Source organism: Vibrio splendidus, assembly GCF_003345295.1.
Lineage (GTDB): Bacteria > Pseudomonadota > Gammaproteobacteria > Enterobacterales > Vibrionaceae > Vibrio > Vibrio splendidus_K.
Map to the genome: position 1 here is coordinate 2,706,468 of NZ_CP031055.1, position 16,188 is coordinate 2,722,655.

Genomic DNA, 16,188 nt, shown 5'->3' on the forward strand with positions numbered 1-16,188 from the left:
GTTCACTTAACCGCCATTGTGTGCGTTATTTTCCCATATCCAGACCTCGATGTAATTAAAGAACATGACCAGATATGGCTTAAGAGCCCGTGTAATTACCTTAACTCTAGCTCCAACCTTGATTATTGGGTTGCTATTGAGTGCATTTTTCTCATTTAACCGCTATCAAGACCTTGAGGGCCAAGTGGTTAATACTGGTACTAGCATCATTGAACCACTGGCGATTGCGAGTGAGTCAGGCATGAAGCTCGAGAGTCGAGAGTCTGTTCGTCAGCTTATTAGCTATGCGCATCGAAAAAACTCTAAGCTGGTGCGCAGTATCGCGGTGTTTGATGAACGTCATGAGTTGTTTGTAACCTCAAACTTCCACCCTGATTTTGAAAGCCTGACCTATCCGAAAGATAAACCCATCCCGCATTTAAGCTCATCGAACCTGCTCGATAATACGCTAATTCTTCGGACACCCATCATCGCTGAAGGTCAATACATCAACTCAGCCAATGGGCAGTCTCAAGCCAACCAAGCGATCGGCTATATTGCGATTGAGTTAGACTTGTCGTCACTTCGATTGCAGCAGTATCAAGAAGTGTTCTCTGCCTTCTTGGTGTTGATTCTGGGGCTGGGACTTTCTGGTGTATTTGCTTTTCGCTTGATGCATGACGTAACCCAACCGATCACACATATGAAAAACATGGTCGACCGAATTCGTCGTGGTCATCTCGATGTGCGTATCGAAGGCAAAATGCACGGTGAGCTAGACTCACTGAAAAACGGTATCAACGCGATGGCGGTATCGCTATCAGAATATCACGTCGAGATGCAGCACAGTATCGACCAAGCTACGTCTGATCTGCGTGAAACCCTAGAACAATTAGAGATTCAAAACGTTGAGTTAGACATTGCGAAAAAACGCGCTCAAGAAGCGGCACGTGTTAAATCTGAGTTCTTGGCTAACATGTCTCACGAATTGAGAACACCGCTTAACGGTGTGATTGGCTTTACTCGTCAAATGCTTAAAACCCATCTATCGACCAGTCAAACAGATTACTTGCAAACCATTGAACGTTCAGCAAATAACCTACTCAGCATCATCAACGACATTCTTGATTTCTCGAAACTGGAAGCCGGTAAATTAGCACTCGAGAACATCCCATTCGAGTTCCAAGCCAGCCTTGAAGAGGTTGTGAACCTTCAAGCGACCAACGCCCATGAGAAAGGCCTAGAGTTAACTCTTAAGATAGACCCGAAAGTGCCACCAGGCGTTGTTGGTGACCCACTGCGTATTCAGCAGATCCTAACCAACCTCGTTGGTAACTCAATCAAGTTTACTGAACGTGGCAACATTGATATCAGTGTTGAACTTCGTTCACAAAGCGAAGACAGCATCGAGTTGCAATTCATGGTTCGCGATACAGGTATTGGTATCTCTGAGCGTCAACAAGCTCAGCTATTCCAAGCCTTCAGCCAAGCCGACGCAAGCATCTCTCGTCGTTATGGCGGTACGGGGCTAGGCCTAGTTATCACCCAAAAACTGGTCAGCCAAATGGGTGGAGAGATCAGTCTTACCAGTCGCCTACACCAAGGTTCAACCTTCTGGTTTACTTTGAGACTATCAACGACTGATATGCCGATGACTGAGCTGATTGAGACTCAGTGTCTGCAAGACAAGCAGCTGCTGCTTATCGAGCCAAACATGCAAGCGGCGTCGATTACTCAGCAAATCTTAACTCAAGAAGGCTTAGTGGTAACGTATCGTTCGGTTATGCCAGACGAGAGCACCTCGTATGACTACGTACTGTTGAACCTAGCTGCAAACCAAGAGTATCAATTTGATACCGTGAGTGGTTGGGCTATTGGTGCGAAGAAAATCGCTCAGAACGTAATTATTGGTACGCCGAGTACTGAGCTAGCGTTGGGTGAGCAACTAATGAAAGAGGTCGATGTTCAATGCATCACTAAACCTCTTTCTCGCAAGAAGTTACTGCAAACTCTGGTATCAAATCAGGCGCCAACCTTGATTGCACCCGCGATTGAAACACACTCAGAAGAGAAGCTACCGCTCACTGTATTGGCGGTCGACGACAACCCAGCAAACCTTAAATTGATCACCGCGCTACTAAAAGAGCGTGTAGAGACTGTCATCAGTTGCACCAGCGGACAGAAGGCCATAGACAAGGCGAAGGAGACCCCATTTGATATCATTTTCATGGATATCCAAATGCCTCAAATGGATGGTGTGACGGCCTGTAAGAATATAAAAGAGCTAGCGAATAATGCGAATACCCCCGTCATTGCCGTCACAGCACACGCGATGGTTGGCGAACGTGACCGTCTGCTTGAAGCCGGCATGGATGACTACCTAACCAAACCGATTGAAGAGCACGTGTTACAGCAGGTTCTGATTCATTGGAGCCCTACCTCTGAGGTTGAGCACATTGAAAAAATAGACCCAGCCCACCCAGCAGTCTCTGCGGAAGTAGACAATAGCTCAGTTTCAGATTCTGAGGCTAACGTGCATAAGAATATCATCATTGATTGGCAAGCAGCTATGAAGCAAGCCGCCAACAAAGAAGACCTCGCACGCGATATGCTGCAAATGCTAGTCGACTTTATTCCTGAGGTTTATGAGGCCGCAGAGAAAGCGATCGAAGACAGTGACTACCCCGTTGAAGCACTGACACACATCATCCACAAGATGCATGGCAGCAGCTCATACAGCGGTGTACCAAGGCTGAAGTCGGTGTGTGCGACGATAGAGAAAGAGCTGCGTTCCGGCACTTCCGTTGAAGACATTGAACCTGAACTTTTTGAACTTCAGGATGAATTAGATAAGGTTCAAGCAACCGCGATTCATTATTTGAAACCAGCTAAGACCTAGCGAACATTTCTTACTCACAAATATTCGTTAAACGGTTTACCAGCCAATAAAAAAGCAGAGCTCATGAGCTCTGCTTTTTTCTGTCTAGAACCTAGGGCACTAGATATAGAGTAACGGTAATCTATTTACGACTCGAGTAGTACCGTCGCCACCGCATAATGGCGCTCATCTGAGATAGTCAGATGAATCGACTTTGTACCACTCGCTTCTGCGATTTCACGCGCCTTTTTATGTAGGCTTAGAACTGGCTTGCCATGCTCATCGTTTGAAATCTCGAAATCGTGAAAGGTCACACCCAGCGCGATACCCGTGCCCAACGCCTTAGATGCCGCTTCTTTTGCAGCAAAGCGTTTTGCAAGGTAACGTCCTTTTTGCTTCAGTTGCTGAAATACTTCAAACTCAGAGTCGGTCAAAATACGCTGAGCAAAAGCGTCGCCACTTCGTGACAGCGCCTTTTCAACACGTTCGATTTCTGCGATATCTGTACCTAATCCAACAACAGCCATGTTTACCCTACTACCAAACTTCTATCTATTAACTTTATCGATTCTACTGATTAACCGCTTAACGCTTACTACTAAACTAATGACGAGTTAAAGAACTAAGCGTTGTTGCGTGCTGTTTCCATCACGGCTTTCATGTCTGCAACGGCTTTATTCAAACCATCAAATACTGCGCGTCCCATGATCGAGTGACCAATGTTCAACTCGTAAATCTCAGGAAGTGCCGCAATTGGCGCTACGTTGTGATAAGTCAGACCATGGCCCGCATTCACTGTGATACCAAGATCGTCTGCGTAGCTTGCGCCTGCAGCAATCTTTTTAAGCTCATCTTGCTGATCTTCTTCTGTTTTCGCATCAGCGTAATGACCAGTATGAAGCTCAATGAACGGTGCGCCACACGCTTTTGCTGCATCAATTTGCTCACGATCTGCATCGATAAACAGAGATACTTTGATACCCGCTGCCGACAGTTTTTCCGTCGCTGCTTTGATTTTTTCAAGTTGACCAACCACGTCCAAGCCGCCTTCCGTCGTCAGCTCTTCACGCTTTTCTGGTACCAGACAAACGAACTCAGGATTAGTATCGAGTGCAATTTGAACCATCTCGTCCGTCACTGCCATCTCTAAGTTCATGCGAGTCTGGATTGTCTCAGCAAGAATACGTACATCGCGATCAACAATATGACGGCGATCTTCGCGCAGGTGAATGGTAATGCCGTCAGCACCCGCACGTTCAGCAATTTCAGCTGCGTGTACTGGATCTGGGTATTTAGTACCACGTGCATTACGTAGTGTAGCAATATGGTCGATATTAACGCCTAAAAGGATTGAGCTCATTTTCCAATACTCCGTGCTCTAGAGAGGGCTATTGTGGGCATAAATAGCTCCCTACTTTTTAATGGTTTGCCGCCAAGATACGGCTTTAAGGCTATGCGTGTAAAGCGTTTTGCTGCTTTTAACTGCTCTTTAGTGATAAACCTACGTTCACTGATTGCGATAAGTTCATCGCCCATAAATGTCAGGTTATCTCGACGTACAGAAGCGATGAAACCTTTCTGCTCTCGATAGCGATAAGTCATACTTGGATCGATCGCTTCACCAGTACCAGCACAATGCAAAAAGTCGACGCCATACCCCATAGCGGAAAGTAGAGCCAATTCAAAACGACGTAGCGCTGGCTCAGGGTTCTCATTATGAGCGAGTTCTGTTAAAGCATGAAGATAGTCGTGAAAAAATGCGGGCATGGCTACTTCGGCCATCAACACACGGCCAACTAGTTCATTGACATACATAGCGGAATACAGATTAATACCGGCAAGAGGAAGCCCCAAGCTGATGGGTTCGGCTTGGCGTAACGTTTTCATTGAACCATTGCCAGACCACTTAAGCAGCAGAGGCGTAAAAGGTTGCAATGCACCTTTCAAATTAGAACGCTTACTCCTTGCTCCTTTAGACATCAACGTCACCCGACCGTACTCTTCACTGAAGACGTCCAGAATTAGGCTCGACTCACTATATGGTCGACGGTGCAACACAAAGCATCGCTGTAACCCTTCGCTCAATCACTTACCCTTCTTACAGATACAAAAAGAGAGAGTTCGCACTCTCTCTTGAAATTATATTCAGTTCAACTTTCTTAATATCAGAAAGTGACGTTCAATATATTATAGATCGTCGATGTAGCCTAACGAGCGAAGTGCACGCTCATCGTCAGCCCAACCAGACTTAACTTTAACCCAAGTCTCTAGGTAAACCTTACGACCGAACAATTCTTCCATGTCGATACGCGCTTCACGACCAATCGTTTTGATCTTCTCGCCCGCTTTACCAATCACCATCTTCTTCTGACCAGTACGTTCAACAAGAATCAAAGCATTGATGTGGAAACCATCGTTATCAGGGTTGTAATCGAAACGCTCGATTTCAACCGTTACTGAGTAAGGTAGCTCTTCGCCTGTGAATCGCATCAGTTTTTCACGGATGATTTCAGAAGCCATAAAGCGCTGTGAGCGATCCGTTACGTACTCTTCAGGGAAGTGGTGCGTCGCTTTTGGTAAAGAGTTACGAACGTGCTTACGCAGTACATCGATATTCTTACCTTGCTTCGCCGAGATTGGCACAACATCAAGGAAGTCCATCTTCTTAGACACTTCCATCATATGTTGCATCACGTCGGTACGATCTTGAACGTTGTCTACTTTGTTAATACAAAGGACAACTGGGAAATCTGTTTTTCTCAGTTTGTTCAGTACCATTTCATCGTCGTCAGTCCAGTGAGTACCGTCAACAAGGAAGAATACTAGGTTCACATCGCTCAGTGAGCTGTTCGCCGCACGGTTCATCAAACGGTTGATTGCACGCTTTTCTTCAATATGAAGTCCAGGAGTATCAACGTAGATCGCTTGGTAATCACCTTCAGTTTCTACGCCCATAATACGGTGGCGTGTCGTCTGAGGTTTACGTGATGTGATCGAGATTTTCTGGCCCAGAATATGGTTCAGAAGCGTCGATTTACCTACGTTTGGTCGACCCACGATAGCGATGAAGCCACAGTGTTGGTTTTCCGGTAGGCCCGTTTTTTTGCTATCAGATGAAAAGAATGCATCGATATCGAAATCTTGATTGTTATCAGACATTACTTAGTTGCTCTAATGCTGTTTCAGCAGCCGCTTGTTCTGCCTTGCGGCGGCTAGTGCCTTTACCGATAACAGGTTTATCCACACCTGCCACTTCACACTCAACCGTAAACTCTTGGTTGTGTGCTTCACCTTTAATATTAGTCACTGTGTAGACAGGTAGGGGATTTCTTCGACCTTGTAAAAACTCTTGTAAGCGAGTTTTTGGATCTTTTTGAGATACACCAGGCTGAATAGACTCTAGGCGAGATTGGTACCAGCTTAAAATAATACGGCGAACAACCTCGGTATCACTATCTAAATAGACAGCGCCGATGATCGCTTCAACCGCATCCGCTAGAATAGAATCACGACGGAAACCGCCACTCTTCAACTCACCTGGACCTAATTTTAAGTAATCTCCTAGTTCGAATTCACGACCTAGTTCTGCCAATGTATGACCACGTACTAATGTTGCGCGCATGCGGCTCATATCACCTTCGTTTACCTTAGGGAAACGGTGGTAAAGATCATCAGCGATAACAAAACTTAAAATTGAATCGCCCAGAAACTCAAGACGTTCGTTATGTTTACCTGCGGCACTGCGGTGAGTCAGTGCCAAATGGATAAGATCGGCATCATTAAACTGATAGCCAATCTTTCTCTCTAGTTTATCAATTGGAGAATTCATGCTCTCTCGATGTGTTATGTGATCGATTAGTGAATCCCACCGATGCGATTAAAACGCACACCAGTAGGAATCCATGTTGGAAGTACGCTGTCTGAACCGCGTTCGAATTCGAAGCTGATCCAAATAGCAACGGCCTTACCAACAAGGTTTGCTTCAGGGACAAAGCCCCAGTAACGGCTGTCAGCACTGTTGTCACGGTTATCACCCATCACAAAGTACTGGCCTTCTGGAACGACCCATTCGTTAACACCATTGCGAGGCTGATACGCTTGCACACGATCACGGCGTAATGGGTTAACTAAAATCTGATGTTCTACGTCTCCAAGCTGTTCATTCAGCTGAATCAGAGGCACACCATCTTGAATAAATTGGCTTTCTTCAACATTACTTAGTTTCACTGGGTCACAGCTACTTGTACCCTTCGCCTGAATACAGATCTCTTTACGAGAGCTGTAGCGAATGGTGTCGCCTGGCATACCTACAACACGCTTGATGTAGTCGATATTAGGCTGAGGTGGGTACTTAAATACGATTGAATCACCACGTTCTGGTTTGCCTGTTTCTACCAATTGAGTGCGCCATACCGGGTCTTTTAGACCATAAGCGTACTTTTCTACCAAGATGAAATCACCAACCAATAGTGTTGGCATCATCGAGCCAGATGGAATTTGAAACGGTTCATAAATAAATGAACGCAAAACCAAAACAAATGCAATTACAGGGAAAATGGACACACTGTTCTCAACCCACCAAGGCTGAGCCGTAACTTTTGCGCTGGTTTCAGCGTCTAGGCCATTCGATTGTGCTTCAACGTCAGCAAGCTTTTGCTGGCGTTTCTTCGCCCACACAAACTTTTCCAACGCCCATACAATGCCGGTCACTAGAGTTACGATCACTAAAATAAGCGAAAATGTATTAGCCATTGATATCCCTTAAATTTCATTTCTTTAAAAATAACGAAAGTGAAAGAATAGCGAGCTACTCTTCCACTTTCAATTATTCGTTTAATGCTGGATAAAGTTAGTCTTTACCAACATGAAGAATCGCTAAGAATGCTTCTTGAGGCAGTTCAACGTTACCGATCTGCTTCATACGCTTCTTACCTTCTTTTTGTTTCTTAAGAAGTTTCTTCTTACGACTGATATCACCACCGTAACATTTTGCGATTACGTTCTTACGCAGTTGTTTCACTGTAGAACGAGCAATGATGTGGTTACCAATCGCTGCTTGAATCGCGATATCGAACATTTGACGAGGGATGAATTCTTTCATCTTCTCAACCAATAGACGACCACGAGACTGTGCAATGTCTTTGTGCGTAATGATAGCCAGTGCGTCAACTGTTTCGCCATTAAGCAATACGTCTACACGAACCATGTTCGACATTTCAAAACGTTGGAAGTTGTAATCCAGTGACGCATAGCCACGAGATGTTGATTTCAAACGGTCGAAGAAGTCTAAAACCACTTCTGCCATTGGCAGGTCGTACGTCACAGCAACTTGCTTACCGTGATAAACCATATCAACTTGAACACCACGTTTTTCTACACATAAGGTAATTACGTTACCTAGGTAGTCTGACGGTACAAGGATATTACAACGAGCGATAGGCTCACGAATCTCTTCTACATCATTAGTTGCAGGCAGTTTAGCCGGGCTATCAACGTAAAGAATGCTGCCATCCGTTTTTACAACTTCGTACACTACGGTTGGTGCCGTTGTGATTAGGTCTAGGTCGTATTCACGCTCTAAACGCTCTTGAATGATCTCCATGTGAAGCATTCCTAAGAAGCCACAACGGAAACCAAAGCCAAGTGCTGCTGAACTTTCTGGTTCGTAGAACAGTGATGCATCGTTCAGGCTTAATTTGCCTAGTGCGTCACGGAAGTTTTCGTAGTCATCAGACGATACTGGGAATAGACCTGCATATACCTGAGGCTTCACTTTTTGGAAACCAGGTAGACGTTCTGTGCTGCCGCCTTTTGCAAGCGTCAACGTATCACCAACAGGTGCGCCAAGGATGTCTTTAATACCACAAACAACCCAACCAACTTCGCCAGTATTTAGCTCTGTTGTGTCGATTTGCTTAGGTGTGAAGATACCTAAACGGTCAACACCCCAAACTTGGTCTGTCGACATTACTTTAATCTTGTCGTTCTTCTTCAGCTTACCGTTCTTGATACGAACCAAAGAAACAACGCCTAAGTAGTTATCGAACCAAGAGTCAATGATCAACGCTTGTAGTGGCGCGTCTGGATCACCTTCCGGTGGTGGGATAGCTGTTACGATGTTTTCAAGAACGTCATCAACACCGATACCGGTTTTTGCAGAACAGCGAGTCGCTTCCATCGCATCGATACCAACGATCTCTTCGATTTCTTCAGCAACACGCTCAGGTTCAGCAGCAGGTAAGTCAATCTTGTTCAAGATTGGCACTACTTCCAGTTCCATTTCGATCGCGGTGTAACAGTTTGCTAGAGTTTGTGCTTCAACACCTTGACCAGCATCCACAACCAATAGCGCGCCTTCACAAGCGGCTAGAGAACGAGATACTTCGTAAGAGAAATCTACGTGTCCTGGAGTGTCGATAAAGTTAAGTTGGTAAGTTTCACCATCTTTCGCTTTGTAATCTAAAGTCACACTCTGCGCTTTAATTGTAATACCACGCTCGCGTTCTATATCCATAGAATCGAGGACTTGAGCTGCCATCTCACGTTCACTTAACCCTCCACAAACTTGGATTAAGCGGTCAGAAAGGGTCGACTTACCGTGGTCGATGTGGGCGATAATCGAAAAATTACGAATGTGCTTCATAGGCTTGGTGTGACTAAACTCTTTGAATAGGGATAATAAGAAAGCCGCGACGCGTCCAATCTACAGTCAGCATTGGTGGCGGCATTTCAATCAAGTTGGCAGATTCTACCCAATTTAAGGGCAAGAAGCATCATAAATTAGACGAGAGGCTCGCCTAGGATTCGAATCAAGACGACTTCTTGCTTGGATTTGTCTTCCATAGGTTTGGCTAACCGCTTCGCTAAGGCAATGCCACCAGCAGTAAACAGAGCAGCGCTTAAGATAACAATGCCCTCGCCCCCTTGGAGTAAGGGTTGCAACAAGAGTTGTCCAAAACCAGCACCAATCATCAACATGAAAAGTGGAATGAGGTAAACAATAGCCGCAGACTGCAGTAGGCTTTTTTCTGGAAAGCCAATTTCCACGATCTGTCCGGCTTTAACTAAACTTTTGGTTTTAAGCTGCCAAAACAAGGATTTATTGCCGACAGCTTTAGTGACAATACCCGTTCCGCAGCTTTTTTGAGATGAGCAACTGCTGCAACTGGTTTGTTGTTCGCAGCTCAGTTGAACAAAGTATTGTTGACCGCTTTGTTCAACCGAGCTAACGGTTGCCAGCGCCGTCATCATTGCGCTGGTACCGGTTTATTGAACGTAACTGATTGCGCAATACGTTTGGCCGTTGCTGGCGGAATATCACCCACCACAGAGATCTCTTTGTCACCAATCACTAAGCTGTGTAAGGTTCTGCGTCCTTGGCGTACCAACTGCCCTTTCAATGAATGTTCGTCTTTATCGGCGATATAAACTGAAAAGCTAAACAACCCATCACTGAAAAGTTGGCTTTCAACCATTTTATCGGTCGCAGCCATTGGATAACGACTAAGCTCTTTTGATTTAAACCCTTCAGGTATCCAAGAGGCTTGCCAATTAGTTTCACTCACTAGGCCTTCCGGCAGTGATAAAACTTTTGGCAGTTGAGCGCTATTCAAGCCCCCCATTGCCTCAGCAATCTTATCGTTCACCACGAAAGAGATAGTACGGTACTGTTCAAGCACTTCGCCATCACGATCCAACAGATCGGCACGTAAAGGAAGACTCGTTTTTTCATCTACCCAAACGACGTAAGAGTAACGAAGGCCATCTTTCGGTACCACGCGCAATACTTGCGTAGTACTTCCAGCTTCACGAGCACGGCCAACTTTAACGAAATCGTAATAGTCGTTGAGCGCGTCAATATCTCGATTAATCATCGGAATAACAGGGGCAACCATACTGCCAGATTGAATGGTAAACGGTTCTGTGCCCGGTTCAATATAACTGACTTCATCACCACGTCGAATAACTTCACGGATAGGCCCGCTCAAGTAAACAAGGTGTGCAAGTTGTTGGTCGTCGTTAACCGCATGGCGATAAACAAGAGGTTCAATACTGCTCTTCTTGATCAAAATGTAGGAGAGTTCGTAATTTAGATGCTGACTGGCCTCGTTCATCTGATGTAACAACGCCTTTGCAGTGGGTTCCTCTGCAAAGGCTGTTGGAGACATCAAGCTGAACAGTGTCAGTGCACTGACCAGGATTTTCTTCATTCAATGTCCGATTCTAGATGTGCATCTTGCATTGGCGATGCATCACTGTTTAATCTTAGCTGCAGCTCATAATCTTCTAGCATTGCATGAACGCGTTTGCGCTGCTCTTGCAAGTTAGCTTCAGATGCTGGCTTCTCAACAGAGTCTCGCGTTAAGCTTACTGGTTCCGCAGAACCCGCAAATGGAATCGTCTGGAGTACAGGCAACTGCTCTGGCGCAGCAGGGTCGCTGCCACCATATTGTTGAACACCTAGTACAACGACTAGTGAGACACACGCTGCCACGGCAACTTGTCCAAACTGTTGTAACCACGCCGGAAGCTGACGCTTCGCTTGCTGAGGTTTAGGCTGCTCTTCAATTGGAGCAACAGTTGGTTCAACACGCACTTGGTGCAGGTTCGGCATTACACTATGTGCAGGCTCATTATCAAGCGCTGCCGCAACACTGTTAGCAATGTTCCACTCTGGAGTTTCTGGCGCATCCCCACGCATAACATCACCAATTAGATGGTAACTCTGCCAGGTATCCATGCTTTCTTGATCAGATTCGAGATCTACAATGAGAGCTTTATCGATCGTTTCACCATCCATGAGTGCCGAAAGCTTTTCTTTATCAGCCATTATTTTCACCATAATTATTACAAGTTCTAGCGTTGCAAAAGAGGCTTAATTTTCTTTTCCACCGCTTCACGAGCTCGGAAAATACGCGAACGTACGGTTCCTACAGGGCAATCCATTACTTCTGCAATCTCTTCGTAGCTCAAACCTTCGAGCTCACGCAACGTCATTGCAGTTTTTAAGTCTTCTGGTAGCGCTTCAATCGCTCCAAAAACAACTTGTTTCAATTCGTTTGACAGCGTTAAGTTCTCAGGGTTCGATATTTCTTTTAACGCGCTGCCTGTTTCGTAATATTCTGCATCTTCTGCATCTACATCTGTTGCTGGCGGCCTACGGCTCTGGGCAACGATATGATTTTTAGCGGTGTTCACGGCAATTCGGTACAACCATGTATAGAAGGCACTCTCGCCACGAAAGTTAGGTATCGCGCGGTAAGCTTTAATAAAAGCTTCTTGTGCTACATCAGGTACATCACCGGAATTATTCACGTATCGAGAGATAAGATTACAAACTTTATTTTGGTACTTAACCACTAGTAAGTTAAAAGCCTGCTTATCTCCACTCTGAACTCGCTCAATCAACACTTGATCGGTTAGCTGCTCGTTCATTCGAGCGGGTACTCCTATTGTTATAACCCTTACCTTCACAGATATGGGTACTAATTATGCGAAATGTAGTATTGACACCACCGTCTACAAGAGCACTATTGTGACTAAGCCAAATACCGAAAGTTCCAACTTTCTTAAAATTATTTGCCATTATTGTTTCACAATGTGATGTAATAAAAATAGCTATCCCTATCAATTTGGGGAAACTTGAGCAAAAGCAATGGTATTGAGCAATTAAATATTTCTAGATAGCTGTCTGTACATTGATTTTGTGTAGCGTTTTAGTATGACTTTGGAGAGATTATAACAGTCTTAGCCAAACTCCTAAAACAAGACAACGTCAATTGAGAGTGGACAACTCGACTATAGCCCGGGATTTAATAAGTTTTATGAACGCAAACCGTGAACATCAGTGTGATGTATTAGTGGTAGGAAGTGGTGCGGCAGGCTTGTCATTAGCCTTACGTGTAGCAGAACATGCAAAAGTAATTGTATTAAGCAAAGGACCACGCAGCGAAGGATCGACGTATTACGCACAAGGTGGTATCGCCGCGGTGTTCGATGAGTCGGACAGTATTGAGTCTCATGTAGAAGATACTCAAATTGCTGGGGCTGGGTTATGCGAAGAAGATACAGTTCAATTCATTGCTGAAAATGCTAAAGAGTGTGTGCAATGGCTGATTGATGGTGGTGTTCCATTTGATAAAGATGAGAACAGCACGGAAGGCCAACCAAAATATCACCTCACTCGTGAGGGTGGCCACAGCCACCGCCGAATTCTGCACGCTGCCGATGCAACTGGCATGGCAATGCAAACCTCACTGCAAGATAACGTCAACAATCACCCCAACATCGAGATCTTCGAGCGCCACAATGCGCTAGATTTGATCACAGAAGATAAGGTTGGTGGTTCGAAAGACAAAGTTATCGGTGCCTACATTTGGAACCGTAACCAAGAACACGTTGAAACCGTGCGCGCTAAATTTGTTGTATTAGCTACAGGCGGCGCTTCAAAGGTTTATCAATACACATCAAACCCAGATGTCTCTTCAGGCGATGGTATTGCTATTGCTTGGCGTGCGGGTTGTCGAGTAGCAAACCTTGAGTTCAACCAGTTCCACCCAACTTGCTTGTTCCACCCAGAAGCGCGTAACTTCTTGCTAACGGAAGCACTGCGTGGTGAAGGTGCCTACCTGCGTCGTCCAGACGGTTCTCGCTTCATGAAGGACTTCGACGAGCGTGGTGAACTGGCTCCGCGTGATGTGGTTGCTCGTGCGATTGACTTCGAAATGAAGCGCCTAGGTGCTGACTGCATGTATGTTGATATCAGCCACAAGCCTGAAGAGTTCATCACAACGCATTTCCCAATGATCCATACTCGTTTGATGGATTTAGGGATTGATATGACCAAAGAGCCGATCCCGATCGTACCTGCTGCGCACTATACCTGCGGTGGTGTGATGGTGAATAAGCAAGGTCAAACCGACTTAACTAACTTATATGCGATTGGTGAAGTGAGTTACACAGGCTTACACGGTGCGAACCGCATGGCGTCAAACTCACTGCTTGAATGTGTTGTGTATGCTTGGGCAGCAGCAAAAGATATCGTTGAAAACATCGACCAATCTCAACTGTGCGCTGAACTGCCTGCATGGGACGAAAGCCAAGTCACCAACAGTGATGAAGAAGTGATCATTCAGCACAACTGGCACGAGCTAAGGCTGTTCATGTGGGATTACATGGGTATTGTTCGAACGGACAAACGTCTAGAACGTGCAATGCGCCGTATTCAGATGCTGCAGCAAGAAACTCATGAGTACTACAGCTACTTTAAGGTTTCGAACAACCTATTAGAACTGCGTAACTTGCTACAAGTTGCTGAGCTAATGGTTCGCTGTGCGATGCAACGTAAAGAGAGCCGCGGCTTACACTACACGTTGGATTACCCAGAACTTGCAGAAGACAGCGGCCCAACTATTCTCACACCAGAGAGAAACCAATCATAACCATTGGTTAAAAGTTATTAGCGGCTTGGTGCGTTAACTAAAAGCAATTAGATGAAAGGGAGCCAAGTGCTCTCTTTTCTTTTGTCTAACGCTTTCTTTTATTTGATGCTCTAGCTTATCTCGCGGGCTCGTTGTAGGTTTGCCAGAAAATGTCGATACTCACGCTCATCACAACTATCTCGCCATAACAGTACCGAATGCCCGCATTCAAAACTCAGCTTAACGAAAAATTGCGCCCAAACCTTATCGACGGTCTTGAGAACATAATGTTGGTCATTCAACCTAACTTCCCCATCGTGCTTGTAATCGAAACAACCTTGAGCCGCATTGACCACAACCGTATCGGTTTTGAATAAAGAGATCATGAGATACAAACAGTAGAGACTGGCAACAAGAGGGATGGAGGAGAATACGATGAAAAACAAAAGGCACCCAGAAACAATGCCTTTTGCAAATAATGCGGAATATGAAGGTTTAAGCTGAAGCTTAACGAACCTTGCTGAGGTTATGTGCGACAATTTTATCAACCATTGAAGCATGGCCTAGATTTTCACTGCGCCCATGTCCCATCACCCAAGTAAACAAATCTGGGTCATCACACTCAAGTAGAGAAACAAACTCACGCTGTTCCTGCTCTTGCAATGAATCAAAACACTCTTCAAAAAATGGCATGATGACTACATCAAGTTCTAACATGCCACGACGGCAACCCCATTTAATTCGTGCTTTCTGCTCTGCAGTGTACATTGGCTATCCTCACCTATAATTTTTCTTTCTCGGAGTGTAACAAGTCATACGCTCTGCAACTACTATGTGAGTCACAGTCCCTATCTAAGCTCACAAAAAAACCTAGGCTGACAAAGAAACAGAACCGGATTAACATAGAGCCAAATAAAATTCTTAGGAAAGATAAAATGGATTGGAAAAACACATTTCAGCCGCTCGCTCATACGCAAAATGAATCGCTTCCAGAACTGATGATCACACACGTGTCAGACTGGAGCGCAATCACCATGATAGGCGATGACAAAAAGTCGTACCTACAAGGTCAAGTAACGTGCGATGTCGTCACTCTTCCTAATGATGAATCTACATTGGGCGCGCATTGTGATGCGAAAGGAAAGGTTTGGAGTATCTTTCGTTTGTTCCACCACAATGGCGGCTACGCACTTATGCAGCCTAAATCGGCAATTGAAGTCGAGTTAGTTGAAATCAAGAAATACGCCGTGTTCTCTAAAATTGATATCGAGCAGACGTCTGACGTTGTTATCGGAATCATGGGGACTTCAGCGAACCAATACGTTGATTCGATTGCAGAGGGTCAAGGTAAAGTGCGTACTATCTCTGGTGGTACAGCCGTTCAAGTCTCAGACAACCGTTGGGCTCTACTTGTTACTCAAGAAGCAGCAGAAGCCTTGGTATCAAGCAGCTCAGCTGAAAAAGTATCAGAAGCGCTTTGGCAGTATCATGAAATTCTTGATGCTCAGCCGAACCTATCGAAAGCAGAGCAAAACGAGCACATTCCTCAAGCACTTAACCTGCAAGCGATTGGCGGTATCAGCTTTTCAAAAGGCTGCTATACAGGTCAAGAAACGGTTGCTCGTGCCAAGTACCGTGGCATGAACAAGCGTGAGATGCGCATTGTTTCTGGAACAACTTCAGATGTACTGTCTCTAGAGAATACGATTGAACTTGAACGTAGCGTGGGTGAGAACTGGCGTGGTGCAGGCCGACTATTAAATGTCTATCAATTTGCTAATAACCAAGCGATTGGTTTGATGGTACTGCCAAACAACCTTGATGACGATGTTCAACTTCGACTGACCGCGCAGCCTGATCAAACATGGAATATCCTGCCACTGCCTTACAGCCTTGACGACGAGTAACCAC

At 45.2% G+C, this 16,188-nt stretch carries 16 protein-coding genes; 3 read left to right on the forward strand and 13 right to left on the reverse strand.

What is annotated here, in order from left to right; all coding sequences use genetic code 11:
* Window positions 1–64: 64 nt before the first annotated feature.
* Window positions 65–2,878 carry a two-component sensor histidine kinase BarA gene (barA, locus tag DUN60_RS11850; protein WP_065205671.1) on the forward strand — a complete coding sequence of 938 codons (2,814 nt, stop codon included), beginning with the start codon at window positions 65–67 and terminating at the stop codon, window positions 2,876–2,878.
* 125 nt (window positions 2,879–3,003) lie between these two features.
* Here the strand turns inward: barA and acpS are convergent, their stop codons facing one another.
* From acpS to rpoE, 11 genes are all read right to left on the reverse strand, one after another.
* Window positions 3,004–3,384 (reverse strand): holo-ACP synthase, encoded by a 381-nt coding sequence (gene acpS, locus DUN60_RS11855; protein WP_017077798.1) that lies wholly within the window; start codon window positions 3,382–3,384, stop codon window positions 3,004–3,006.
* A gap of 95 nt (window positions 3,385–3,479) precedes the next feature.
* A complete protein-coding gene (pdxJ, locus tag DUN60_RS11860) occupies window positions 3,480–4,217 on the reverse strand; it encodes a pyridoxine 5'-phosphate synthase (RefSeq protein ID WP_009847651.1) in 738 nt (245 codons plus the stop codon).
* On the reverse strand, window positions 4,214–4,942 hold the full coding sequence (recO, locus tag DUN60_RS11865; RefSeq protein WP_012604785.1) for a DNA repair protein RecO: 729 nt from the start codon (window positions 4,940–4,942) through the stop codon (window positions 4,214–4,216). The genes pdxJ and recO overlap by 4 nt, the downstream gene beginning before the upstream one ends.
* Before the next feature lie 102 nt (window positions 4,943–5,044).
* A complete protein-coding gene (gene era, locus DUN60_RS11870) occupies window positions 5,045–6,016 on the reverse strand; it encodes a GTPase Era (protein WP_004735384.1) in 972 nt (323 codons plus the stop codon).
* On the reverse strand, window positions 6,009–6,686 hold the full coding sequence (gene rnc, locus DUN60_RS11875) for a ribonuclease III (RefSeq protein ID WP_004735383.1): 678 nt from the start codon (window positions 6,684–6,686) through the stop codon (window positions 6,009–6,011). The genes era and rnc overlap by 8 nt, the downstream gene beginning before the upstream one ends.
* Window positions 6,687–6,712: 26 nt before the next feature.
* Window positions 6,713–7,609 (reverse strand): signal peptidase I, encoded by an 897-nt coding sequence (gene lepB, locus DUN60_RS11880; RefSeq protein ID WP_114634013.1) that lies wholly within the window; start codon window positions 7,607–7,609, stop codon window positions 6,713–6,715.
* A 97-nt stretch (window positions 7,610–7,706) separates the two neighbouring features.
* Window positions 7,707–9,500, reverse strand: a complete 1,794-nt coding sequence (gene lepA / locus DUN60_RS11885) for a translation elongation factor 4 (protein ID WP_017084320.1) — start codon at window positions 9,498–9,500, stop codon at window positions 7,707–7,709.
* A 137-nt stretch (window positions 9,501–9,637) separates the two neighbouring features.
* Window positions 9,638–10,108, reverse strand: coding sequence for a SoxR reducing system RseC family protein (locus DUN60_RS11890; protein WP_017084321.1), 471 nt, complete (start codon window positions 10,106–10,108; stop codon window positions 9,638–9,640).
* Entirely contained in the window at window positions 10,105–11,067 is a 963-nt protein-coding gene (rseB, locus tag DUN60_RS11895) for a sigma-E factor regulatory protein RseB (RefSeq protein ID WP_114634014.1), read from the reverse strand. Before rseB ends, DUN60_RS11890 begins: the two co-directional genes overlap by 4 nt.
* The gene (locus DUN60_RS11900) at window positions 11,064–11,687 is read right to left on the reverse strand and encodes a sigma-E factor negative regulatory protein (RefSeq protein WP_114634015.1); all 624 of its coding nucleotides are present in this window, start codon (window positions 11,685–11,687) and stop codon (window positions 11,064–11,066) included. Before DUN60_RS11900 ends, rseB begins: the two co-directional genes overlap by 4 nt.
* Window positions 11,688–11,713: 26 nt before the next feature.
* On the reverse strand, window positions 11,714–12,292 hold the full coding sequence (gene rpoE / locus DUN60_RS11905) for an RNA polymerase sigma factor RpoE (RefSeq protein WP_004735377.1): 579 nt from the start codon (window positions 12,290–12,292) through the stop codon (window positions 11,714–11,716).
* Window positions 12,293–12,681: 389 nt separating this feature from the next.
* On the opposite strand from rpoE, the gene nadB reads away from it, so the two are divergent.
* Window positions 12,682–14,298: an L-aspartate oxidase gene (gene nadB / locus DUN60_RS11910; RefSeq protein WP_102518303.1), complete on the forward strand. Its 1,617-nt coding sequence runs from the start codon at window positions 12,682–12,684 to the stop codon at window positions 14,296–14,298.
* A 110-nt stretch (window positions 14,299–14,408) separates the two neighbouring features.
* Here nadB and DUN60_RS24975 read toward each other — a convergent pair whose 3' ends face one another.
* Together DUN60_RS24975 and DUN60_RS11920 are read right to left on the reverse strand one after the other, a co-directional pair.
* Window positions 14,409–14,837, reverse strand: coding sequence for a protein YgfX (locus DUN60_RS24975; protein ID WP_339373951.1), 429 nt, complete (start codon window positions 14,835–14,837; stop codon window positions 14,409–14,411).
* Window positions 14,785–15,045 carry an FAD assembly factor SdhE gene (locus tag DUN60_RS11920; protein ID WP_004735374.1) on the reverse strand — a complete coding sequence of 87 codons (261 nt, stop codon included), beginning with the start codon at window positions 15,043–15,045 and terminating at the stop codon, window positions 14,785–14,787. The genes DUN60_RS24975 and DUN60_RS11920 overlap by 53 nt, the downstream gene beginning before the upstream one ends.
* Window positions 15,046–15,212: 167 nt before the next feature.
* On the opposite strand from DUN60_RS11920, the gene ygfZ reads away from it, so the two are divergent.
* Window positions 15,213–16,184, forward strand: a complete 972-nt coding sequence (gene ygfZ / locus DUN60_RS11925; protein WP_065682872.1) for a tRNA-modifying protein YgfZ — start codon at window positions 15,213–15,215, stop codon at window positions 16,182–16,184.
* Window positions 16,185–16,188 lie beyond the last annotated feature (4 nt).